The organism is Curtobacterium sp. CFBP9011 (assembly GCF_034045095.1).
In the GTDB taxonomy this organism is placed as follows: domain Bacteria; phylum Actinomycetota; class Actinomycetes; order Actinomycetales; family Microbacteriaceae; genus Curtobacterium.
Map to the genome: position 1 here is coordinate 511,664 of NZ_JAXCWN010000002.1, position 22,562 is coordinate 534,225.

Sequence of the window (22,562 nt, forward strand, 5' to 3'; positions counted from 1 at the left end):
CTCACATCGGTCAGGAGTCACGCCTGGTGGGCTCAGACGGGTCAGGCCGAGGCACGTCGGCGGGCGAGGACCGCTCCGTGCGGCCGCGGTCTCCCGGTCGCCGCGATGCGGGTGTGGGTCTCGACGATGTCGAAGCCGGCGGCCTGCAACTCCTGCTCGAGCGCCTCGGCCGGCCAGCGCCAGGCCGTCACGACGGCGTGGTCGAACGCCTCGACCACGGGGCCGACGAAGAACCCGACGAGGAGCGTCCCGCCCGGCCGCACGACCCGGGCGAACTCGTCGAGCGGGACGCGGATGGACTCCGGGTCGTGGTGGATCAGCGAGTACCAGGCGAGCACGCCGCCGACAGTGCCGGGACCCGCGTCGAGGGCGTCGATGCTGCCTGTCGTGAAGGGCACGCCCGGGAAGGTGTGCCGGGCGTGGCCGATGAACGCCGGCACCGCGTCGATCCCGTGTGCGGCCCGCCCCTGCTCCGCGAGGAACGCCGTCCAGTGCCCCGGACCGCACCCGGCGTCGAGGAGCGCGCCCTCGACCGATGCGGCCCAGGCGCCGACGAGCTGCACGTCGGACGGGTGCACCGATGCCATCGTCCCGAGGTGCTCCACGTACTCCGCCGCCCGGTCGGTGTACGCGGCCTCGACGCTCGTCCCCATCCGGGCAGGCTACCGACCAGGGCCGACGGACGCGGGAGGTCTGTGCGAGGCTCGGCACATGCAGGACGACGGCGGAGCACAGCGGCGTTCCCGTCCCGACCGGGTCCGGGAGACCCGGTGAGCGACGTCTTCGTGTTCGGGCCCGCACCGCAGCGCAACCCGGTGACGACCGAGGTCGTCCGTGGCCTGGTCGCAGAGCAGTTCCCGCAGTGGCGCGATCGACCGGTACGACCGGTCGACGACGGCGGTTGGGACAACTGGACCTTCCACCTCGGTGACGACCTGTCGGTCCGGTTGCCGAGCGCCGCCGAGTACGCCCTCGCGGTCGACAAGGAGCACGAGTGGCTCCCCCGGCTCGCCCCGCAGTTGCCGTTCCCGGTCTCGGAGCCCGTGGCGCTCGGCCGCCCCAGCGCGGACTACCCCTTCGACTGGTCGGTCCGGCGGTGGATCGAGGGAACCCCCGCCTCGACGGCCGCGATCGCTGACCTCGATCGCCTCGCGACCGACCTCGCCGGGTTACTCGCCGCGCTGCAGCGGATCGATCCGAGCAGCGGTCCGGGTCCGGGAGTGCACAACTGGTTCCGCGGCGGATCGCTCCGGACCTTCGAACCGTTCACCACCCGTGCGCTGGCGACGCTGCAGCACCGCGTCGATGTCGACCTGGCGTCGGCGATCTGGTCGGAGGCGGTCGACGCGCCCTGGGACGGCGCCGTGCGCTGGTTCCACGGCGATCTGGCCGCCGGCAACCTCCTGCTGCGGGACGGGCGCCTCGCAGCAGTCATCGACTTCGGAACGTGTGGGGTCGGCGACCCGGCATGCGACCTCGCCGTTGCCTGGACGCTGCTCGACACGACGAGCCGCCGACGCTTCCGTGACCTGCTCGACGTGGACGACGCGAGCTGGGCCCACGGCCGAGGCTGGGCGCTGTGGAAGGCGCTGTCGACCGTCGCGAACGCTCCCGACCCGGACGAACCGGCCGCGGTGGCGGCACGCCGTGCCGTCGATGAGGTGTTGGTCGACTCCACCGTTCGCTGACCGTGTCAGGCCTCGTGGCGGCCAGCCCGCTCGGGCTACCGGTCGGCGCTCAGGCTCGCGGTCAGGCGAGTGATCGACGCGCGCCACTCGGCGAGGTCGTCCGATCCGGCATCGTCCCAGAGTTCGGCGAGTTCACCGTCCGGGCTCCCGGCCGCGGTGACGGCCTGCGCGGCGAGGCTGACGAGCGTCTCGTCCGGCTTGCCCGCCCGCTCGACGAACTGCGCGATGCTCGCGGTGTAGGCGTCGTCCTGGGTCGGGCGTCCGACACCGTGGGCGACGACCTCGGCGGCGGCGAGGGCGAGTTCGGCCACATCGCTGTCGATCTCGGGTCCCGCGTCGGTCGCGGCGGTGAGTGCCGCCTGCACGACGGACCACCCGCGCTCGTCCTCGAGATCGCCGACGAAGTCGGCTGCCGAGTCGTTGCCCACCGGTTCTGCACTCCAGGTCCCCATGCGGCCACCCTAGACCGCAGGAGCTCGGTGGTTCTGCCGTCGAGCAGTTCGCGGAGTCAGACCGGTTCGGTCGTCGTTCTCAGCCGGCGGCTGCATCGCTTCTCAGGGCAGCACGACGTCTCGACCCATACGATCGTCTTGCCACTGCGGTCTCCGTGCGTCTCAGCCAGGTCATGCGGGGTGCGCCGTTCCCCGGCTGATCGGACAGCCTCGCGACACCGCCGTGGGTGTCACCCCGACCCAAGCACCCATCTGACGAGCACCGCGCGGTGACCGTCCAGACCCGGAGATCCTGATGCGAACTGAACACGGACGACTTCTCACCGGCCGGCACCTGCTGGTCGATCGACCGGAGTCAGGTTCGTCGGCGGCGGGGAGCGCACGGGCATGAGCGGGGAGCGCCGGCGCCCGCGTGTCCTGTACGTCAGCGACCTCGGGTACGAAGCGAAGGGTCGACGCTACTGCGACGAGGACATCTTCCTCTCCGGCGCGCTGGGTGCGGAGTTCGACGTCGCGATCTGCCCGCCGCTGGCTGCCGAGCACTTGATGGATGCGTTCGACGTCGTCGTGGTGCGCAACAGCGGGCCTGTTCTGCACTACCTGGCCGAGTACGAAGCGTTCCGGGAAGCCGCACGGGCTCGCGGGATCCGAGTGTTCACGGACGTCACCGGACGAGCCGACCAGATGGGGAAGCAGTACCTCCTCGATCTGTTCCGAGCCGGGTACCCGGTCATCCCGACGATCGACTCCGCCGAGGACATCGCACGGCTCCCGGAGGCTCCGGACTACATCGCGAAGCCGAAGCTGGGCGCTGACTCGATCGGTCTCACCGTCGTGCACCGTGACGACCTCGCCGGGTTGCACTACGACGACCTGCTCGTGCAACCCCGCATCGACTTCCAGTACGAAGTCTCGTTCTACTACGTGGACGACGTGCCGCAGTACGCGCTCAATGCCCCCGATCCGGCGAAACGGTGGGAGTTGCAGCAGTACCAGGCGAGCGAGGACGACTGGGCCTTCGCGCAGCAGTTCATCGAGTGGAACACGATCGAGCACGGCATCCAACGCGTCGATGCCTGCCGCACCCGAGGCGGAGACCTGCTCCTCGTGGAGTTGGAAGACCTGAACCCGTACCTGTCACTCGACCTGCTCGACGAGCCCACCCGGACGTCCTTCGTCGACGCGATGAAGCAGTCCGTCCGGGCGGCGGCGGGCGATCGCCAGCCTGGTCCTCTTCGTGGCGCTGCTGACTGAAGCAGTGGGTGACGCGTCGGGCGGGAACCGTGCCACTCGTCCTCGAGACCGCCGATGAAGTCGGATGAAGTCGGACACTACGTCGCCGTTCACCGCGTGACCAGCGACACCGTGGACCGGACGAACAGCCCGGGAACCGCCAGCAGCGCCGTGCGTGCCGGCCGTTCCACCAACCGGTGGAGCACGGCGGCGATCAGCAGCGCGACGGCCAGCGCCAGGACGGTGAGTGCCAGCCCGCCGGTCGCCGGCCGCGGGTCGGCGACCGGCCAGAGCGCACCGAGCGTGTCGATGACGAGCAGGTGCACGAGGTAGAACGCGAAGGACCGTTCACCGAGGGCCACGAGGGGCCGGGACGACAGGACGGTCCGGACGCCGGCGACGTCGGCGCGGGCGAGGGCGGCGATCAGCAGCGTGAACCCGATCAGGGTGAAGCCGTTGAGGGCGAACGGTGACGCCGGGTACCGGTCGGCTGCGACGAAGCCCGCGACCGCTGCGACGGCGGAGACCGCCAGGCCTGGTCCACGCCAGGCGCCGGACCGGATCAGGCACGCGACCGCCACGCCGAGCACGAACTCGGGCAGCCGGGCCGGCGGCCAGTTCGCCGCGGACAGCTGGCCGGGGAGTACCGCGAGCAGATGCGGCACGACGACGACCAACAGCACCGACAGCGCCACGGCAGCCCAGAGCACCCCGGCCCGCGCCCCGTGCAGGACCCGGATCAGCAGGGGGAAGACCAGGTAGAAGAACGCCTCACAGACCAGCGACCACGACACCGGGTTGCCCGCCTGCCACCACGGCCCGTGCCAGGAACTCACCAGCAGGAAGTTCGCCAGGAGCGCCTTCGACGACGTCGTGACGATGCTCGGCATGAGGGCGTGCGCGACCACGACGGCCAGGACCACGCCGACGAAGTGCAGCGGGTAGACGCGGGCGACGCGGCGCCACCAGAACGTCGTCGGCCGCGTTCCGGGTCGGTGCGCCCAGGCGAGGACGAACCCGGACAGGACGAAGAACAGGGACACGCCGGTGGCGCCGGCTCCCATCGTGTCGGCCAGGAGGCCCTGGGCACGTCCGGAGAAGTAGCCCAGGTTCCGCACGTGGTACGCGAAGACGACGAAGGCGGCCACCCATCGCAGGCCGGTGAGCGACGGCAGCAGCGGTGTCACCAGGGCCGGGTCGGCGGCGGTGGGACGGGCCGTGGCTGGCACGCCGGCGGTGGGTTCAGTTCGGGAGCGGTGCATGCGCCCAGCACACGAGATCGGCCGTTGCGGCAGCGTCGGCGTTCCTCCTTACGGCGTCCTTACACCGGGTGTGTTCTGATGACCCTGCCGTCGTGCTCCCTGCGCTGCGGGGTGAGGAGCAGCGTGCGGGTACTCGTGGTCGAGGACGAACCGTTCCTCGCGGACGCCATCCAGGCGGGCCTCCGACTCGAGGCGGTCTCCGCCGACGTCGTCGGGAACGGTCTCGACGCCCTGGAACGGCTGGCGGTCAACCGGTACGACGTCGTCGTCCTGGACCTGCCCGGCATGCACGGTGACGAGGTCTGCGCCCGGATCGTCGCGTCCGAGGACGGCCCGAACGTCCTCATGCTCACCGCGGCGACGACGTTGGGCGACCGGGTCGACGGCCTCCGGCTCGGTGCGGACGACTACCTCGGCAAACCGTTCGACCTCGAGGAACTCGTCGCGCGCCTCCGTGCCCTGAACCGACGCAGCCGCCGACGCCTGCCACCGGTCCTCGAACGCGCCGGGATCCGCCTGGACCCGTTCCGGCGCGAGGCGTACCGCGACGACCGGTACCTGCGCCTGTCGCGGAAGGAGTTCGCGGTGCTCGAGGTCCTGCTGCGCGCCGAGGGTGGGGTCGTCAGCGCCGAGGAACTGCTCGAGCAGGCGTGGGACGAGAACGCCAACCCGTTCACGAACGCCATCCGGGTCACCATCTCGGGCCTCCGGCGACGGCTCGGCGACCCGGACCCGATCCGCACCACGCCCGGGGTCGGCTACGCGATCGCACCCGACGCCCGAGCTCCGTCCGTGTCCGAGGAGCGACCGTGACCGAGCAGCCTCGACGGCTGACGATCCGGCTCCGTCTGACGCTCACCTACACGGCACTCATCCTGCTCACCGGCGGGGCGATGCTCGCCACGGTGTTCGCGGTGCTGGCGATCGTGCCCGGGTACGCGTTCACCGCCGGCCCGTTCCCCTACGGCACGACCCACGACCTCTACACGATCAACGGACGCGACGACGTGTTGCGGCTGTTCCTCATCGTGTCCCTGCCGGCGCTGCTCGTCATCGGCGGCATCGGGGGTGTCGTGAGCTGGTTCGTCGCCGGCCGACTGCTGCAGCCGCTCCGGCAGATCGCGGCCACCGCCGAACGACTCGACGACCGGAACCTCGACGCGCGCATCGCGGTCGACGGACCCCACGACGAGATCCGCGACGTGGCCGACACGGTGAACGCGATGCTCGACCGCCTGGAGGCGTCCTTCACCAGCCGGTCACGGTTCACCGCGAACGCGTCCCATGAACTCCGCACCCCGCTGGCGAGCATGAAGACGATGCTGCAGGTGGCACTCCGGTCGGACCACCCGCCCGAGACCGCCCGGACCCTCGATCGGCTACACACCACGGTCGACCAGATGACCTCGATCACCGCTGCGCTCCTCGAGCTCGCGCGCGGCGACTCCGACCTGACGGCGCGACCGATTGCACTGCGGAACGAGGTGGCGTCCGCCCTCCGTGCCGTGGAGGCCGAGCTCGTCGCCCGCCGTCTCCGTGTGTCGGTGCACCTCGACGACGCGGTCGTCCCCGGGGAACCGGTCCTCGTCCGGCAACTCGTCGTGAACCTGGTCCGGAACGCCGTCGTCCACAACGTCCCGGGCGGCACGATCGACATCACCGTCACCGCGCAGCCCGACGTGCGGTTGACCGTGGCGAACGACGGCCGACGGATCACCGCTGCCGAGGCGGCCACGCTGACCGAACCGTTCCGTCGACTCGACCGCACCCGCAGCGACGGCAGCGGCTTCGGACTCGGACTCGCGCTGGTCCAGAAGGTCGCGACCGCACACGGCGCGACCCTGGACCTCACGCCACGGAGCGACGGCGGACTGCTGGCCGTCGTGGCCTTCCCGGTCGTGGACGACGACCGGCAGCGCGACCGCGACTAGACGATGACGACCTGCGCGTGGACGAGGATGTCGTGCAGGTCCGGACGCAGCGACTCCTGCGACGACGTCTTGACCTTCACGATGAGCGCGGCACCGGGCTTCGCGAACGCCCGCGCGACGGTCGCCGACCACGAGCCGTCCGAGTTGTGGCCCGCGATCGACAGGAACTGTGCCGTGCCGTCGGTCATCGTCGGCAGGAGCTGCTCCTCGAGCTGCTCGGCGGGCAACCCGGCGGCCGTGAACAGCTGCTCGGTGGCCGCACGGTCACCGATCGACGGGTCGAGGTCGGTGATCCGCTGCTGCACGATCGTCGCGACGGAGCCGTCGGAGTTCGTGTACTCTCGCGTCCCTGTGGCGGGGTCCTCACCGGTCTGCTTCCAGTCAGCGAGGGCGGAGACCTCGAGGCTGAACGCCGGCAGCTTGGTCGTGGAGAGCTCGGCGCCGTCCTCGAAGGTCAGGTTCTCCGGCATCGCGGCGTCGGCCGTCGGCGTCGGCGTCGCTGACGATGCCTTCGACGTCGGGCGCTCACTCGCTGGCGCGGTGCTGCCGGGTCCGGCACAGCCGGTCATGGCGACGGCGGCGATGAGCGCGGTCGCGCCCGCGATGGTGATCCTGGACGTGATCGACATGTGTTCCCCCTGGTTCCGCCGTGCGCCCCGTGCACCGGCGAGTACCCGTCCGAGCCTAGAGGTCGAGAACGGTGACCGCGCGCCGGTCGTCTGACACGTGTGGGACGGTCACGGTCCCACCGGAGCCGACGGAACCGACAGCTGCCGACGGACCCACCCGGCAGCGTGCGACGGACGACGAGGACCCCCGCTCCCCTGCCGAACGGCAGTCGGGATCGGGGGTCCTCGTCGTTCATCAGCGCTTCAGGTTCGTCAGCTCCTGCAGCACCTCGTCCGAGGTGGTGATGATGCGGGCGTTCGCCTGGAAGCCGCGCTGCGCGACGATCAGGTTGGTGAACTCCTGCGACAGGTCGACGTTCGACATCTCGAGCGTGCCGGCGGCCAGCGAGCCGACGCCCGCGGATCCCGGGACGCCGACGGTGGCGGCACCGGAGTTCGCGGTCGCGCGGTAGCCCGACGCGCCGGTCTTCTCGAGGCCCGCCGGGTTGGCGAAGGTGGCGAGGGCGATCCGGCCGACGGCCAGCGAGGCGCCGTTAGAGAACGTGCCCATCACGGTGCCGTCCTTCGAGATCGAGTAGCTCTTCAGCGACCCGGCCTCGTGCCCGTTCTGGGACGAGATCGACGCGGTGTTCAGCGCGGCGAACCCGGTCAGCTGGGTCATGTCGACCGCGACGCCGCCGACCTGCAGGGTCGCACCGCGGGTGATCTTGCCGTCGGCGCCGAACGCGACGGTGCCGGTGGCCGAGGCGCCCTGCCCGTTCGAGGCGGCGACGGTCCACCCGGTGGCGGTCTTCGTGTAGGCGAGCGACAGGGTGTGCTTGGTGCCGTACTGGTCGTAGACGGTGGCGTCGCGGTTGAGCACCTCGCCGGTCTTCGTGTCGGAGGGCAGGTTGCCGGTGACGCCCGCGGTGCTGGTCGCGGTGGCGGGGGCGGCGGCCTGCAGCGGCAGGGTGATGTCGCTCATCTGGCCGCCGTCGTTGACGACGCCGTCCGTGGCCGAGTAGCCCTGGACGATCTTGCCGTCGGAGCTGACCAGGCGGCCGTCGGCGTCGAAGTCGAACGCACCGGCACGGCTGTAGACGGTGTCGTTGCCCAGGCGGGTGACGAAGAAGCCGTCGCCGGAGATCATCAGGTCGGTCGCCTTGCCGGTGGCCTGCGCGGAACCCTGGGCGAAGTTGGTCGAGACGCCGGCGACCTGCACGCCGAGGCCGATCTGCGCCGGGTTCGTGCCGCCGATGCCGGTCTGGGGACCACCGGCACCCTGGGTCATCTGCGACAGGGTGTCCTGGAAGACGGTGGTCGACGACTTGAAGCCGACGGTGTTGACGTTGGCGATGTTGTTGCCGGTGACGTCGAGCATCTCCTGGTGGGAGCGGAGGCCGGAGATGCCGGAGTAGAGCGAGCGGAGCATGGTGCGTCCCTTCGTGGACGAGCAGTGTGTGGGAAGAGGGTGGGTCAGGAACCGGAGGCGGTGGTGATACCGGAGATCACGTCGAGATCGACCTCCTTCCCGTTCACGGTCACGGTCGGCACGCTCTTGGCGTAGGACACCGCGGTGGCGGTCCCCGTCACGGCCGCGCCGGAGGCGGCGTCGGTGTAGCTGACCTGCTTCCCGACGAGGTTCGCGGCGGCCATCCGCATCTGCAGCGAGAAGTCCTCGTTGGCCGTCGTGGTCTGGTTGGTGACCTGTTCCATCATCGCGAGCTGCGTCTGCTGGCTGATCATCTGGTTCGTGTCCATCGGTGATGACGGGTCCTGGTTGCGGAGCTGCGTCACGAGGAGCTTCATGAAGACCTCGGAGTCCATCGTCTGCGACCGCGACGAGGTCGGGTTGGCGGCGACTGCGGCGGCGGCCGTGGCGGTGTCCACGGAGCCGGTGATCCCGTCGAGTGGCATGGTTCTCGTTCCTTGTCGTGGTGGCCGGTCAGGCGAGGACGTCGAGTCCCGCGGTGCGGACGGTGGTCGGGGCGGACGGGAGGGACGTGGCGGGGCCGGGACGGGCCTCCCGGCTGGCGGGGTGGTCGGTCTCCCGACCGGTCCCGTCGCGCCCGGCGGTGTCGGCTGCTGCCCGGTCCCGACCGTCGGCGCCGGCGTCGGCCGGGTGGTTCTGCGCCGACAGGTCGAGCGTGGTGCTGCCGCCGGAGTCGCGGCGGAGGTCGGGCAGGATCTGCCGCACCGCGTCGCGGCCGACGTCGGAGGCGGCGAACAGCTCGACGTGCATGCCGTGCCCGGTGACGTGGGCGCGGACGGTGACGGGGCCGAGGGCCTCCGGCGTCAGCTGCACGGTCAGGACGTGCTCGCCGGGGCCGGCGTGCGCGAGGGTGAACAGGGGGCGTGCGAGCTGCTGGGCGACCGGCTGCGGTGCGGTGGCGGGCATCGCGGGGGCCGACGGGGCTGCGGTGGGCGTGCTGCTGACGGTCGCCGTGGTCGCCGGGACGGGCAGGACGACGGGCGCGTCGACGGGCGCGTCGACGGTGCCGGGACCGGCCGGGAGGCTCGCCCCACCCTGGTCCGCGCCGGCTGCGGTCGCGACGTGGCCGGCCGGGGTGGCGGCCGTCCCGGCTGCGGCTGAGGCGGCCTGCGCGCCCGGGAGCGCGGCGGCTGTGTGCCGGACCGCGGGGTGCTGGCCGGCCGCGGCCGCGGTCACGGTCAGGGCCGCTGCTGCTGCGGCTGCGGCGGTCGGTTGTCCGGCGGGAGCGGTGGGCTGGGCTGCGGCGGTGGCAGCGGACGCGAGGGCAGCCCCGGTCGGTGCCGTGGCCGGAGTCCCGACGACGCCGGCCGCCGGAGCGGTGGACGAGGCGGCGGAAGCCGTCGCGGACGACGACGCGACCGGGGCCACCGGGGCCGTGCCCATCGCGGCGACGAGTGACTCCGGGTTGGACAGTGCCGCGTTCGACAGTGCCGCGTTCGACGTGCCGGTCGCTGCGTCAGCGGTGGGGTCCGGCGTCTCCGCGGGCGCATCGTCACCGGTCGTGGCGGTGGTCGTGGGCGCGGCGACCGTCCCCGCTGCCAGGTCCTGCCCGACGACGGGCTGCGCGGTGCCCGTACCCGTGCCGGCCAGTGCAGCGGGGACGCCCGGCATGAGCGCACTCGGGACGGAACGGGCGGCGACGGGCTCCGTCGTGACGACGACGTCGCTCGTCGCGGCGCCGTCGTCCGTGGCTGCACCGGTCGCGGCACCGCCCGGGTTCCCGGTCGTCGGCGTGACGAGTCCGGCCGCGCTGCCAGTCGGGCTCATGACCGTCGCAGATGGGGTGCTGTCGTCCCTGGTCGGCTCCGGTCGCCCCCGGTCGCGCTGGCCCGCGCCGGGGACCGCGGACGAAGCGGACACCGCGGACAGCGCGGCTCCGAACTCGGCGCCGGACCGGGCCTCGGCAGCGCCGGAGCGCTCCCCCGCCCCGCGCGGCCGCATCACGGCCGGCACCGGTGCCAGCGGCGCACCCGTCAGGAGCGCGTTCATGCGGCGCTCCCGGCGAACAGCGACTGCAGCGCGGCCATCTGCATGTCCGTGGTGTTCGTGGCGCTCGGCGCACCGACCGAGCGGGCGACCTGCGCGGCGGAGGTGGCCGCAGCCTCCTGGCCGGACGGCACGATGCGACGGATCGTGGCGATGTCGGAGTCCTTGTACCAGTTGTCGACGATCCGGACGTCCTTGCCGGGGTGCGGGGCGTGCAGGACCTTGCCGTCGCCGACGTAGATGACGATGTGCCCCTCGCCCTTGGGGATGATGAGGTCGCCGGGCTGCGCCTGTGCCAGGGACGGCACCGCGACGCCCATGTCGGCCTGGTCCGGCACGACCCGGGGCATCGTGACGCCCAGGTCCTTGAACACGGTCTGCACCAGGCCCGAGCAGTCCATGCCGGCGCGGGTCTCACCGCCGAACACGTACGGCACGCCCAGGTACTTCTTCGCCGCGGCGACGACGGCGTCCCCGGTGGCTCCGCTGCCGGTGGCGAGGGTGCCGCGGCCGGCGTCGACGGAGGTGGCGGGTGCGGCGGTGGACGCCGCTCCGGCTCCCGTGGTCCCAGCGGCCGTGGCGGCGGAACCGGCGGCCGTCCCGAGCCCGGAACCCGCTCCGGCTCCGCTCTGGGTCGCGAGGGCGTCCGCGAAGGTGGAGGCGGCCGCGGACGACGCGGCGGCAGACCCCGCGGCGGTCCCCGCGGTGCCGCTCTGCAGCGTCTCGATCTGGCTGCGGATCTCACTGATCCGCGACAGCACGGCGTCGATGCTCATCGGTGTCCCCCCTCGGTGCGGCGACGGGCCGCGATCTCGTCGAGTGCGTTCTGTTCGGTGCGCAGGTCCTCGGCGGTGACCCGGGTGGTGTGCTGGCCCTCGAGCTTCTCCAGCCCGAGTGCCGAACGGCGTGCGGCGTTGTAGGTCTCCTGCGCCTGGTCGGCGTCGGCGCGGCGGGAGCGGACGACGGCGTCGAGCTCCTCGAGCATCCCTCGGGTCGCCGCACGGGCCGAGGCGACGGCGCTGAGCGTCGCCGCGTCGCTGATCGTCGACGGTTCGTCGTCCAGGGTGCGGCGTGCGGCCATCCGGGCGTCGGCGGCGTCACGGACCCGGCCGTTGGCGTCGGCGAGGGTCGCGGCGGCACGGTCCTGTTCGGCGTGCCGCAGGCGCAGGAGTCCGGCGAGCGGGAAACGGCGGGCCATCAGAGGATCCCTCCGCCGACGCCGAGGGTGCGGACGAGCCCGGCCAGGCGCTCCCACGACCCGGCGGCGGTGACCTGCTCGGCCATGCCCTGCCGGAGGAACGCGTCGATCGCGTCCTGGTGGTCCACGGCAGCGTCGACGAGCGGGTTCGTGCCGCGCTGGTAGGCGCCGACGTCGAGCAGGTCCTGCGCTGCGCGGCGTGCGGCCATGACCTTCCGGAGCACGGTCGCGGTCGCACGCTGCTCCGACGTCGTCACCTTCGAGGCGACGCGGGAGATCGAGCCGAGGGCGTCGACGGACGGGAAGTGCCCGGTGACGGCGAGCTTCCGGTCGAGCACCACGTGCCCGTCGAGGATGCTGCGCGCGGCGTCGGCGATCGGCTCGTTGTGGTCGTCGCCGTCCACCAGGACCGTGTAGATCCCGGTGACGCTGCCGACCCGGTCGGTGCCGGCACGCTCGAGCAGCCCGGCGAGCACCGAGAACGTCGAGGGCGGGTAGCCCCGCGTGGCCGGCGGTTCACCGACGGACAGACCGATCTCACGCTGGGCCATCGCGACGCGCGTGAGCGAGTCCATCATGAGCACGACGTCCTGCCCGGCGTCCCGGAAGGACTCCGCGATCCGGGTCGCGACGAACGCGGCACGGAGGCGCATCAGGGCGGGCTCGTCGGACGTCGAGACGACGACGATCGAGCGGGCGAGACCCGCAGGCCCCAGGTCGTCCTCCAGGAACTCCCGGACCTCGCGGCCGCGTTCGCCGACCAGGGCGATCACGTTGACGGCGGCGTCGCTCCCCCGCGCGATCATCGACAGCAGCGAGGACTTGCCGACGCCGGACCCCGCGAACAGACCCATGCGCTGGCCGCGGCCGACGGTGGTCAGGGTGTCGAGCACCCGGACGCCGAGCTGCATCGGGGTGTCGATCCGGGTGCGGGCCATCGCGTTCGGGGTGTCGTGGTCGAGCGGCACCCAGGCATCCGCGTCGAGCGGGCCGCGGTCGTCGATCGGCCGCCCGAGCCCGTCGAGCACCCGCCCGAACAGACCGGTGCCGGTCGGCACGAGCACGGGCCGGCCGGTCGAGCGGGCCGGGGTGCCGGCGGTGATGCCGGTGAGTCGGCCGAGGGGCATGCAGCGGACGCCGGTGGCGTCGGTGGCGACGACCTCGACGGCGGTCTGCGGGGCACCCTCGGCGCCGACGGTGATGACCTCGCCCACGTGCGCGTCGAGTCCGGCGACGGTGAGCCCGAGGCCGACGGCGCTCGTCACGGTGCCGACGCGCTGCGGCCGGGCGGCGTGGAGTGCGTCGTCGAGGCCGCGCGGACGCAGCAGGGTCGCGGCGGTCACCGGGTCCCTCCCAACGCGACACGGGCCCGGGCGAGGGCGGCCTCGATCCGTGCGTCGAGCAGTCCGTCGGGCAGGTCGACGACGGCGTCGCCGTCACGCAGCGTCGGGTCGGCGACGACCGGCACCGGGACGGCCAGGTCAGCGACAGCGGCGGCGTCGGCCGGGCTCAGCCGGACCGCGGTCACGACGGGTGCGGCGGCGACGTCGAGCGCCCGCCGGAGCGTCGCCTCGGCCGCGGCCGACGGGCCGTCGACGACGGTGGGGTCGGTCCGGGAGGCCCGCACCGCGTACCCGACGACGGCCTCGGCCAGGTCGACGGCCGCGCTGGCGACGGACTCCTCGGCGGCGGCGAGCACCGGCGCGACCCGGTCCCGGAGCGCCGCGGCGGCCCGTTCGAGGACGGCGAGCCGGTCGACGACGAGCGACTCGAGGTCGGCGAGTCGAGCGGCGTGCTCGGCGTCCATCCGGGCGCGGATCGCCTCGGTCTCGACGTGCGCGGCCCGGAGCCCGGCGGCGTACCCGGCAGCGTGGCCGCGGACGTCGGCGCTGGCGGCGCGGCGGGCCAGGGCGGCGTCGGTGATCACCGGGAACGCCAACGGGGCGAAGGGCTCAGTCAACGAGCTCGTCCTCCTCGGTGCGGTGGACGGTGATGACGCCCTGGGCCTCGAGCTCGCGGACCGAGCGGACGACCTCCGCACGCGCTTCCTCGACCTGCGAGACCCGGACCGGGCCCATCGACTGCAGTTCGTCGTCGAGCAGCTCGCGGTTGCGCTCGGACACGTTCGCGCGGATCGTCTCGACGACGGGCGTCGGCGCCCCCTTCATGGCGGTGGCCAGGATCTTCGAGTCGATGCCGCGGAGCACCTGCTGGATGTCGCGCGACTCGAGCTTCACGATGTCCTCGAAGGTGAGCATCCGCGAACGGATGTCCTCGGCGAGTTCCGGGTCACGGGCCTCCAGACCGTCGAGGACGGCCTTCTCGGTGGCGACGTCCGAGCGGTTGATGATCTCGACCAGCGGTGCGATGCCGCCGACGACCTCGACGCTCTCGCGCGGCGAGACGACGGCGCCGGCGCGTGAACGCAGGACGCCGGCGACGATGCCGACGGACTCGGGTGTGGCGGTGCCCATGGTGGCGAACGCCTGTGCGACGTCGGTGCGGACGCGCTCGTCGACGCCGGCGAGCACGGCGCTCGCCTGCGCCGGCCCCAGGTGGGCGAGCACGAGGGCGATGGTCTGCGGCAGCTCGCCCTCGAGCAGGGCGATGACCTGCCCGGGTTCGGCGTCGTCGAGGAACTCGAACGACTGGCCGGCGAGGTTCGACGCCAGCCGGTCCATCACGCCGGCCGCGCGCTCGGCGCCGAAGGACGCCTCGAGCAGGCCGAGGGCGGTCTCCTTGCCGCCGCGACGGCTGGTGCGGCCGGTGCGGGTGAGGCGGTGGAACTCGCCGAGCGTGCGGTCCACGACCTCGTCGTCGACCCGGCGCATCCGGACGATCTCCTGCGAGATCTCCTCGGCCTCCAGCTCGGTGAACTGCTTCATGACCTCGGCGGCACGCTCGGTGTCCATCTGCATGAGGATCAGCGCGACCTTCTGCGCCCCGGTCAGCGGTCGGTCGGTGCCGGGCGCGGGGACGACGGCGCTCACACCGACGCCCGGTCGTCGAGCAGCCCGCGGAGGAGCTCGGCCGTGCGCTTCGGGTCGCGTTCGGCGAGGGCGGCGATGTCCTGGCGGCGGCGCTCCGCGGTGATCTCGTCCGTGGTCAGGACCTCGGTCGGGGCGTCGTCGTGGGGCAGCGCCTGGAGCGCCACGGTCGGGGCGTCGCCGGCGGCGAGTCCGGTGCGGACGTCGGCGGGTTCGACCGCCAGGGGCAGCGGGAACGCCTCGCCGAACGCATCGAGTTCGCCGATGTCGACCTGTTCGCGCTGCTGGCGGCGACCGCGGCGGGCCAGGAACACCATCAGGGCGATGAGGGCCAGGACGATCCCGACGACGATGCCGGCGGTGCGGATCGCCGACCAGAGCGCCTCCTGCTGGTCGGCCTGCTGCTGCGCTTCGAGCGCCTTCGCGGCGTCGTCGGCGGCGCTGGTGTCGAAGTCCATCATCGCGACCTTGACCTGGTCTCCCCGGGTCGCGTCGACGCCGGCCGCGTTCGCCACCAGGTCGTTGATGCTCTGCAGGTTGACGCCCTGCACGGACTTCGCCTTGGAGTTCAGAGCGACGGAGATCGTCTGGCGGTCCATCGCCCCGGCCGGGATCTGCGTGGTCTCGGTGGTCTTGTCGACGGCGTTGTTCTTCGTCGCGGACTGGTTCTCGTACCCGCCGTCGCCGGTACCGGTCCCGGTCTTGGCGGTGCCGTTCGGGACGGCGATGTTGTCCGGGCCGAGGACTCCGGTCGCCCCCGCGCCGGCACCGCTCGCGCCGGCGCCGTACTGCTCCTTCGTGGACGACTCGTTGAGCGCCACCGGGCCGGTCGTCGGCGTGGTGAAGGACTCGGTCGTGCGGGTGCCGGAGTTGTCGCTCATGGTGGCGGCGACGACGACGCTGGCGTTGCCCGCGCCGAGCGTGGTGTCGAGCAGGTCCTGGACCTTCTTGCTCGTCGCGGCGTCGTAGTCGGCGGCCTGATCGGTGCCGGAACCGGTCGCACCGGTGCCCACAGCCGACAGCGTCTGGCCCTTCTGATCGACCACCGAGACGTCGGTCGGCTGCATGCCCTCCACCGCGGCACTGGTGAGGTGCACGATCGCCTGCACCTGGTCGGTGTCGAGCTGCGCGCCGTTCTTCGTCGCGATGAAGACGGACGCGGTGGGGTCCTTCTCCTCGGACACGAAGACCGACTTCTTCGGGATCGCCAGCTGCACGCTCGCGGTCTGCACGCCGTCCATCGCGGAGATCGTCTTGGCGAGCTCGCCCTCGATCGCGCGCTTGTAGGTGACGTCCTGCTGGAACTCGGAGCTCGTGACGCCCATCGTGTCGAGCAGCGAGTAGCCGCCCTCGTTCGACGACGGCAGTCCGTTCGACGCGGCCTTGAGCCGCTCCGTGTAGACCTTCGACTGCGGCACGAGGATCGTCGCGCCGCCGTCGGTGAGCTGGAACGGCACGCCGTCGGTGGTGAGCTGGTCGGTGACCGAGCTGGCGTCCGCCGCGGCCAGGCCGGTGAACAGCGGCGCGTACGACGGCTTGCCGAGCCAGGACGCGAGCGCGATCCCGCCGAGCACGAGCGCTGCGACGCCGATGACCGCGATGGTCCGCTGTGCGGCGGTGAACCCCTTGACGTACGCGCCGAGTCGGCCGAGCACGTTCTGCATGCCGGCGGGCATCAGGCCTGCATCCGCATGATCTCGTTGAACGCGTCGACGCCCTTGTTGCGGACGGCGGCGACGAGTTCGAGGGTGACCTGGGCGCGGGTGGACGCGATCGTGGCGTCGTGGATGTCGTCGAGGTTGCCCGTGACGGCCTTGAGCGCGAGCGTCTTGGAGTCGCTCTGCAGCTGCTGCAGGCCGTCGACCGCGTTGCCGAGGGACGCAGCGAAGCCGCTGCCGCCGGTTCCCTCGGTACCGGAGGTGGCCGAGGTGCCGATCTCGCTGCTCGTCCCGGAGACCGAGGTGAGCGCGTTCGTCATGGCGTTCGTGGTGACGCCGTTCACGCCGTCGATGGGCATCAGTTCTTCCCGATCTGCAGTGCCGCCTCGTAGGCGGTCTTGGCACGGTCGACCACGGCGGCGTTCGCCTGGTAGCCGCGCTGGGCCATGATGAGGTCCGCCATCTGCGTCCCGAGGTCGATGTCCGGCATCCGGACGTAGCCCTCGGCGTTCGCGAGCGGGTTGTCCGGGTCGTAGGTCACGCGTCCCGCGGCGCTGCCGAACGCGGCACCCTTGACGTAGGCGCCGGAGACGCCGTTGCCCTCCTGGACCTCGACGTAGCGGGCCTGGAACGCGGAGTCGTCCATCGAGCGGACGGTGTTGACGTTGGCGATGTTGTCGGAGATCGCGTCGAGCCACTTCCGGTGCACGGTCATGCCGGTGCTCGCGATGCCGATCGCGTCGAAGGTCGTCACGAGTTGGTCCGCATCGCCGCACGGACCTGGGTGAGCTCGGAGTTCATCGCCTGCGTCGCGAACTGGTAGCGCAGCACGGTGTCGACGTTCGAGAGCGTCTCCTCGTCGAGGTTGACGTTGTTGCCGTTCGTGTTCGTCGGCTCGAGGCTCCGCGCGACGGTCGGCGCGGTGTGGCCGTTGCCCTCGACGACGGACTTCGCGAGCGCGTCCTCGAACTGCACCTTCTCGGCGTGGTAGTTCGTGGTGTTGATGTTCGCGATGTTGTTCGCGATGACGCGCTGGCGCATCGACAGACCGTCGAGTGCGCTCTGCAGCGCGGCCGACGTCACGGAGTCGAACACGGATGGGTCCCCTCGTCGGGCGTCGTCCGAGGGGACGTCGCCGTGGCGGTGGTGGCCGATCCGTGGCCGGGTGGTCGAGCGATCCGTGCTCGACAGGGGCTATCGGCGGCGGTTGCGAGCGGTGTTAGCGCTCGCCCCGAACGGGGGCCGGTCCGCCGGCTACGCGCTGGCGTCGAGGTAGACGGCGGCCTGCGGGGTGCGCGTGGCGTGCACCGCGCGGAGCGCTCCGAGGTGCTCGAGCGTCACGCGTCGGGCGTCCTCGACGGCGGTGATCCGGTCGCGCTGCGCGGCGAGCAGCCGGGAGGCACGCCCCACCAGGTCGCGCGGGACCGGTCCCAGCCCGGTCGGCGCGGACCAGGGGGTCGCGGTGCCCGCGGTGGTGCCGTCGACGGTCGTGTCGGTGTCGGTCGTGTCGGTGCCGGTCATGTCGTCGAGGGTCGCTTCGAGGTCGGCGAGGGCCGCCTCCCAGCGGGCGTGCGCCGTCGTGTCCTCGGCGGGCAGAGGTGCCTCGGCGTCAGGCGACACCGAGCGCCCCGCCCGCGGCGTGCTGCGGCGCGACCGGGGTCGCCGGCAACGCGGCCGCGGCGTCGTGCCAGGCCTGGCGGAGCGGGTCCAGGATCCGGATGCAGTCACGGGTGGCCTGCACGTCGCGGTGCACGTTCGCGGTGATGAGCGACGTCGACGCGTAGTTGTACACGGCGAGCAGTCCCTCGCCGCCGTTCCACACGTCGATCTTCAGCGTCGAGGACAGCTCCCCCACGATGGCCTGCGCGTGCAGGAGCTGCTCGCGGGCGGCGTCCCAGTCGGCGGCGACCTGGGCGCCCTCGGCCCGGTGCAGGTCGAGCAGCAGCCGGTCGTAGAGCATCGTGACGAGCTGCGCGGGCGTCGCCGACAGCACCGCCTCGTTCGTGTACTGCGCGCGGCGCTGGTCGGTGACGGTGCGCGGCTTCGCGGCCTGCCGGAAGGCGGCGGACCCGCTGAGGTCGAAGGCGTTCATGACGGTTCTCCTACGGCTCACTGGGACAGCGACGAGAGCTGACCGGCGAGCCAGCTGGACTGCGACTGCAGTTTGCTGAGGCTGGTCTCGAGCGCGGCGTACTGCGTCTGCAGCGTCGCCCGGCGCATCGTCAGTCGGTCGGTCCACGAGTCGATCTGCGTGTTGAGGTCCTTGACCACGGACTGGTTCCCCGTGATCGCGGTCGTGATGGAGCCGGTGTACTTGTCGCTCGCGGCGGTGGCGGCGTCCGAGACGGCCTGCGCGACACCGGACATGATCGCCTGCGTGCCGACGGGGTCGGCGGCCAGGGCCTTCTGGAACGCGGCGGCGTCGAAGTCGAAGTCGCCGTCCTTCGAGATGACGATGCCGATCGACGACGGCGACTTCCCGTTGACCGGGGTCGACATCGCACTGGCCAGCCGCTGGACGGCCGACCGCGTGGTGGCGTCCCCGAGCAGGACACCGGCGGTGGTGCTCGTCGTCCCGTTCGTCGGACTGGTCGTGCTCGTCACACCGGTGTTCGACGCGTAGTACGACGTGACCGCGTTGAGCGCGTCGACGAGCCCGGAGGCCACGGCCTGCGCCTTGGTGCTGTCACGACCGACCGTCACCGTGGTGGGGTCCGTCGACACCTTCGACACCGTGACGCTGACGCCGGGCAGCAGGTCGGCGAACGTGTTCGTCCCACTCGTGATGGTCTGCGCCGCGGCCGTCCCGCCCCAGAGCGTCACCGACGCGTCGGAGGCTCGGGTGACGACGGCCGCACCGGGCTCGGCGAGCACGTCGGTCGCGGTGCCCGCGGTGACGTCCGCGGCGGTCCCGCGGTGCAGGGTGAACCCGTTCGCGGCGCCCGTCGCAGTGCTCGTCAGCTGGAGCCGGTAGAGCTTCGTGCCGCTGGCGTCGGTCCCGGCGGCGACCTTCGTGGCGGTGACCCCGGCCGCGGAGCCGTTGATCGCCGTCACGGTGTCGTCGAGCGAACCCGAGGCCGGCGTCACGGTGGTGCTCGTGCCGTCCGGCTTCGTGAACGTCAGCGCCGACGCGGTGTCCCCCCAGGACGACATCGCGGCGGTGACTCCGACCTGTGCGGCGGCCGTCTGACCGACCGTGAAGGACACGGAGCCGGCGGTGGCGGTCGCACTCGTCGAGACGGTGGCGTTCGCGGCGCTCGACGACGCCGTGAACAGGTCGAGCGAGCCGGGCTTCGCGGCCGCCGCGGCCTTGGTGGACAGGGACTGCACGAGCCCGTTGATGGTCTGCAACGACGAGATGAAGGAGTTGGTCGTGGTGACCTTCGCCTTGAGCAGCGTCTGCGGGACCTGTTCGACGCTCATCAGCGAGTTGATGAGGTCGGTGGTCTTGAGCCCGGAGACCAGACCGTCGATCGCGAGCGAGCTGCTCGTCGCGGACGTGGTGGACATCGCTGGCTCCCCGGTGGTCGGCGGCTCGGAGGACGGGTGGACCGACCAGGTTCAGTCGGCAGGGGTGGACGCCACCACCGTGGAGCACCCGAACGGCTCCGCGGTGGTGGCGACCGGTGCGATTAGCGGAGCAGCGACAGGACGCCCTGCGTGCTCTGGTTCGCCTGCGCGAGCATCGACGTGCCGGCCTGGCTGAGGATGTTGTCGCGCGTGTACTTGACCATCTCCTCCGCCATGTCGACGTCGGTGATGCGGGACTTCGCCGCGGTGAGGTTCTCCTTGGCCACGTTCGTCACGTTGATGGCGTGGTCGAAGCGGTTCTGGATCGCACCGAGGTTGGAGCGAGCCGACGAGACGAGGGCGATCTGCTTGTCGATGAGCGTGATCGATGCCTGTGCGTTGTCGGCGGTGTCGAACTTCACACCGCCGGTGGTCGGGGCGTTCGCGGCACCTGCCTCGACACCCGTGCCCGGCGCGTCGACGGCGACGGAGCCGCCGTTCTTCGCCGTGACCGTGATGCCGCTGCCAGCGCCGTTCGCGTCCTTGTCCACCGTGACGGTGAAGTTGGCCGCGAAGTTCGCGTCGCCGGTCAGGGCGTCCGCGTACTGCTGGACGCTCGTGAACGACTTGGCAGCGCCGAGGTCCTTCGTCTCCACGGTGGTCGACTCGCCCGAACCGTTGGAGACGACGAAGCTCGCCTTGCCCGCGAGGGCCTGGACGTCCTTGATGTCGAACTTCGTGCCCGTGGAGGTGCTACCACCGGCGAGGTTGTCGACGATCGTCTGGACGTTCGCACCCTTGAGGTCGACAGCGATCTGGCTGTCGGTACCGGCGTTCGCGCCGACCTGGAACTTCAGCGTCGCGTTGCTGTTGAGCAGCGAGGTGCCGTTGAAGTTCGTCGACGACGCGATGCGGCCGAGCTCCTTCTGGAGCTGGTCGGACTCGGTCTTGATCGCCGCACGCGACGTGTCGTTGTTCGAGTCGTTGCCAGCCTGGACGGCCAGGTCGCGCATGCGCTGGAGGATCGAGTGGGTCTCGGTGAGGCCACCTTCAGCGGTCTGCACGACGGAGATGCCGTCCTGCGCGTTGCGGGCGGCGACCGTGAGGCCACCGACCTGGGACTTCAGTCCCTCGGAGATCGACAGACCGGCAGCGTCGTCGGCAGCACGGTTGATGCGGAGGCCGCTCGAGAGCTTCTCGAGGGACTTCGACAGGTCGTTCTGCGTCGCGTTGAGGTTCCGGTACGTGTTGAGTGCCGAGAGGTTGGTGTTGATGGACATACCCATGATGTGTTCCTCCGTGAAACTGGGCCGATCGTCAGTCCGTCCGTGGGCTGACATGTGTCCCTCTCGGCCGTGTGGCCGGAGGCGTTAGACGATCCGTCGGACGATTTCGCCGCCGTCGGACCGTCGGACGGTCAACTGGCCGCGACCCGCCCGACCGCGGTCGCGTCCTGCACCGCGCGGGTGATGCCGGCGGCGGCGTTCGTCGCGACGCGGGCGAGGTAGGCGCTCCGTCGGGCCGCGGTGGTGCGGGACGCCGGCTCGGGTGCGAGCCCGCCGTCGCCGTAGTGCTCGGCGAGACCGTCACGGAGCAGGCGCATCGCCTCCGACCGCTGCTGCGAGACGGCGGAGTGGGTGATGCCGAGCTCGGCCGCGACGTCGGTGACGGTGCGGTCGCCGAAGTACACGGCCTCGACGATCAGGCGCATCCGGTCGGGCAGCGCCTGCACGGCGGCGACCAGGTAGCGACGCTTCTCGGCCTCGAGCAGGTCCTCGCCTGGCAGCGGCAGGTCGGCGGCCACCGTGTCGTGGACGGTCTCGTCGATCGGGCTGACGGTGCGGGCGGCGTCGGTGAGCGCGTCCACGGCGGTCTGGCGGTCGACACCCATCGCGTCGGCGATCTCCTGCGGGGTGACGCGACGTCCGAGACCGGCGGAGAGCGCCTCCTGGGTGGCGAGGGTCTCGCGGATGCGCTTCCGGGTGCCGCGGCTGGCCCAGTCGCCGGCGCGCAGGTCGTCGGCGATGGCGCCGGTGATGCGGGTGCGGGCGTAGGCGCCGAACGGCACACCGAGGGTCGGGTCGAAGGCGTCGGCGGCCTGCACCAGGGCGACGGAGCCGACCTGTCCGAGGTCGTCGCGGCTGAGGTGTGTGGCGCGGGCGCAGGTCTCGGCGACGATGTAGCCGACGAGCGGCAGGTGCTCGACGATCATCGCGTTGCGTGCGGTGCGGTCCATGGTGTTCCCCTGGTCGTCCTGTGTGGCTGACCCGTCCGTGGGCATGACGAACGCCGGCGTCGGGACCGCCGGGTACGTCGGAGAACCGCGGGGGTCCGTCCCCGCGGTGCGCTCGTGCCTGGACGCGAGCCCTGGACACGAGTCGGGGTTGTCCCCCGGTGCTGATCTCGAACCTATCGGCTGCCTGAGTGCTCAGGGAGTCCCTGTCCGTACCCAGTGCGGGGGTGGGTACACCCCAGGCCTGTCCTCACTTCGGCGGACATCGGACAGTTTGTCCCCCGATCGGAGGACGTGGCCGCCGGCGCTTACGCCTGGGCCGTC

At 71.8% G+C, this 22,562-nt stretch carries 25 protein-coding genes; 4 read left to right on the top strand and 21 right to left on the bottom strand.

From position 1 onward, the window contains the following. Positions 1–41: 41 nt before the first annotated feature. Positions 42–653, bottom strand: a complete 612-nt coding sequence (locus SOM35_RS06670; RefSeq protein WP_320514805.1) for a class I SAM-dependent methyltransferase — start codon at positions 651–653, stop codon at positions 42–44. 117 nt (positions 654–770) lie between these two features. Between SOM35_RS06670 and SOM35_RS06675 the strand changes: the two genes are divergently transcribed. Beyond that, complete coding sequence (locus SOM35_RS06675; RefSeq protein WP_320514806.1) at positions 771–1,688, top strand: aminoglycoside phosphotransferase family protein; 918 nt, start codon at positions 771–773, stop codon at positions 1,686–1,688. 35 nt (positions 1,689–1,723) lie between these two features. Here the strand turns inward: SOM35_RS06675 and SOM35_RS06680 are convergent, their stop codons facing one another. After that, positions 1,724–2,140, bottom strand: a complete 417-nt coding sequence (locus SOM35_RS06680) for a DUF4259 domain-containing protein (RefSeq protein ID WP_221852410.1) — start codon at positions 2,138–2,140, stop codon at positions 1,724–1,726. 387 nt (positions 2,141–2,527) lie between these two features. On the opposite strand from SOM35_RS06680, the gene SOM35_RS06685 reads away from it, so the two are divergent. Beyond that, complete coding sequence (locus SOM35_RS06685) at positions 2,528–3,394, top strand: ATP-grasp domain-containing protein (protein ID WP_320514807.1); 867 nt, start codon at positions 2,528–2,530, stop codon at positions 3,392–3,394. Between the two features lie 89 nt (positions 3,395–3,483). Here the strand turns inward: SOM35_RS06685 and SOM35_RS06690 are convergent, their stop codons facing one another. Next, positions 3,484–4,602: an acyltransferase family protein gene (locus tag SOM35_RS06690; RefSeq protein WP_320514808.1), complete on the bottom strand. Its 1,119-nt coding sequence runs from the start codon at positions 4,600–4,602 to the stop codon at positions 3,484–3,486. A 156-nt stretch (positions 4,603–4,758) separates the two neighbouring features. Between SOM35_RS06690 and SOM35_RS06695 the strand changes: the two genes are divergently transcribed. Together SOM35_RS06695 and SOM35_RS06700 are read left to right on the top strand one after the other, a co-directional pair. Continuing rightward, a complete protein-coding gene (locus SOM35_RS06695) occupies positions 4,759–5,448 on the top strand; it encodes a response regulator transcription factor (RefSeq protein ID WP_320514809.1) in 690 nt (229 codons plus the stop codon). Next, the gene (locus SOM35_RS06700) at positions 5,445–6,566 is read left to right on the top strand and encodes a sensor histidine kinase (protein WP_320514810.1); all 1,122 of its coding nucleotides are present in this window, start codon (positions 5,445–5,447) and stop codon (positions 6,564–6,566) included. The genes SOM35_RS06695 and SOM35_RS06700 overlap by 4 nt, the downstream gene beginning before the upstream one ends. Here SOM35_RS06700 and SOM35_RS06705 read toward each other — a convergent pair. The 18 genes from SOM35_RS06705 to SOM35_RS06790 all read right to left on the bottom strand — a co-directional run bounded on the left by SOM35_RS06705 (position 6,563) and on the right by SOM35_RS06790 (position 22,241). Beyond that, positions 6,563–7,195, bottom strand: coding sequence for a hypothetical protein (locus SOM35_RS06705; protein ID WP_320514811.1), 633 nt, complete (start codon positions 7,193–7,195; stop codon positions 6,563–6,565). The two genes, SOM35_RS06700 and SOM35_RS06705, sit on opposite strands and share 4 nt — an antisense overlap. A 235-nt stretch (positions 7,196–7,430) precedes the next feature. Continuing rightward, entirely contained in the window at positions 7,431–8,606 is a 1,176-nt protein-coding gene (locus tag SOM35_RS06710; RefSeq protein ID WP_320514812.1) for a flagellar hook protein FlgE, read from the bottom strand. A gap of 44 nt (positions 8,607–8,650) precedes the next feature. Beyond that, positions 8,651–9,091, bottom strand: coding sequence for a flagellar hook assembly protein FlgD (locus SOM35_RS06715; protein ID WP_110902389.1), 441 nt, complete (start codon positions 9,089–9,091; stop codon positions 8,651–8,653). Positions 9,092–9,119: 28 nt separating this feature from the next. Continuing rightward, positions 9,120–10,655: a flagellar hook-length control protein FliK gene (locus tag SOM35_RS06720; RefSeq protein WP_320514813.1), complete on the bottom strand. Its 1,536-nt coding sequence runs from the start codon at positions 10,653–10,655 to the stop codon at positions 9,120–9,122. After that, positions 10,652–11,428, bottom strand: a complete 777-nt coding sequence (locus tag SOM35_RS06725) for a C40 family peptidase (RefSeq protein ID WP_320514814.1) — start codon at positions 11,426–11,428, stop codon at positions 10,652–10,654. Before SOM35_RS06725 ends, SOM35_RS06720 begins: the two co-directional genes overlap by 4 nt. Then, positions 11,425–11,850 carry a flagellar FliJ family protein gene (locus tag SOM35_RS06730; protein WP_320514815.1) on the bottom strand — a complete coding sequence of 142 codons (426 nt, stop codon included), beginning with the start codon at positions 11,848–11,850 and terminating at the stop codon, positions 11,425–11,427. The genes SOM35_RS06725 and SOM35_RS06730 overlap by 4 nt, the downstream gene beginning before the upstream one ends. Continuing rightward, on the bottom strand, positions 11,850–13,193 hold the full coding sequence (locus SOM35_RS06735) for a FliI/YscN family ATPase (protein WP_320514816.1): 1,344 nt from the start codon (positions 13,191–13,193) through the stop codon (positions 11,850–11,852). Before SOM35_RS06735 ends, SOM35_RS06730 begins: the two co-directional genes overlap by 1 nt. Continuing rightward, entirely contained in the window at positions 13,190–13,810 is a 621-nt protein-coding gene (locus SOM35_RS06740) for a FliH/SctL family protein (RefSeq protein WP_320514817.1), read from the bottom strand. Before SOM35_RS06740 ends, SOM35_RS06735 begins: the two co-directional genes overlap by 4 nt. Continuing rightward, on the bottom strand, positions 13,803–14,840 hold the full coding sequence (gene fliG, locus SOM35_RS06745; RefSeq protein ID WP_111073325.1) for a flagellar motor switch protein FliG: 1,038 nt from the start codon (positions 14,838–14,840) through the stop codon (positions 13,803–13,805). The genes SOM35_RS06740 and fliG overlap by 8 nt, the downstream gene beginning before the upstream one ends. Further along, positions 14,837–16,513 (bottom strand): flagellar basal-body MS-ring/collar protein FliF, encoded by a 1,677-nt coding sequence (fliF, locus tag SOM35_RS06750; RefSeq protein ID WP_320514818.1) that lies wholly within the window; start codon positions 16,511–16,513, stop codon positions 14,837–14,839. Before fliF ends, fliG begins: the two co-directional genes overlap by 4 nt. Next, positions 16,513–16,854 carry a flagellar hook-basal body complex protein FliE gene (gene fliE, locus SOM35_RS06755; RefSeq protein WP_320514819.1) on the bottom strand — a complete coding sequence of 114 codons (342 nt, stop codon included), beginning with the start codon at positions 16,852–16,854 and terminating at the stop codon, positions 16,513–16,515. Before fliE ends, fliF begins: the two co-directional genes overlap by 1 nt. After that, the gene (locus SOM35_RS06760; protein WP_111044204.1) at positions 16,854–17,249 is read right to left on the bottom strand and encodes a flagellar basal body rod protein FlgC; all 396 of its coding nucleotides are present in this window, start codon (positions 17,247–17,249) and stop codon (positions 16,854–16,856) included. Before SOM35_RS06760 ends, fliE begins: the two co-directional genes overlap by 1 nt. Further along, positions 17,246–17,590 (bottom strand): flagellar basal body protein, encoded by a 345-nt coding sequence (locus tag SOM35_RS06765; protein WP_253462933.1) that lies wholly within the window; start codon positions 17,588–17,590, stop codon positions 17,246–17,248. Before SOM35_RS06765 ends, SOM35_RS06760 begins: the two co-directional genes overlap by 4 nt. Positions 17,591–17,749: 159 nt before the next feature. Further along, complete coding sequence (locus SOM35_RS06770; protein ID WP_320514820.1) at positions 17,750–18,115, bottom strand: hypothetical protein; 366 nt, start codon at positions 18,113–18,115, stop codon at positions 17,750–17,752. Continuing rightward, a complete protein-coding gene (locus tag SOM35_RS06775) occupies positions 18,105–18,587 on the bottom strand; it encodes a flagellar export chaperone FliS (RefSeq protein ID WP_320514821.1) in 483 nt (160 codons plus the stop codon). The genes SOM35_RS06770 and SOM35_RS06775 overlap by 11 nt, the downstream gene beginning before the upstream one ends. 17 nt (positions 18,588–18,604) lie before the next feature. Next, positions 18,605–20,005, bottom strand: a complete 1,401-nt coding sequence (gene fliD / locus SOM35_RS06780) for a flagellar filament capping protein FliD (RefSeq protein ID WP_320514822.1) — start codon at positions 20,003–20,005, stop codon at positions 18,605–18,607. A 122-nt stretch (positions 20,006–20,127) separates the two neighbouring features. Further along, positions 20,128–21,291 (bottom strand): flagellin N-terminal helical domain-containing protein, encoded by a 1,164-nt coding sequence (locus tag SOM35_RS06785; RefSeq protein WP_320514823.1) that lies wholly within the window; start codon positions 21,289–21,291, stop codon positions 20,128–20,130. A gap of 131 nt (positions 21,292–21,422) precedes the next feature. Next, positions 21,423–22,241 (bottom strand): sigma-70 family RNA polymerase sigma factor, encoded by an 819-nt coding sequence (locus tag SOM35_RS06790; protein ID WP_111073685.1) that lies wholly within the window; start codon positions 22,239–22,241, stop codon positions 21,423–21,425. Positions 22,242–22,562: the final 321 nt, after the last annotated feature.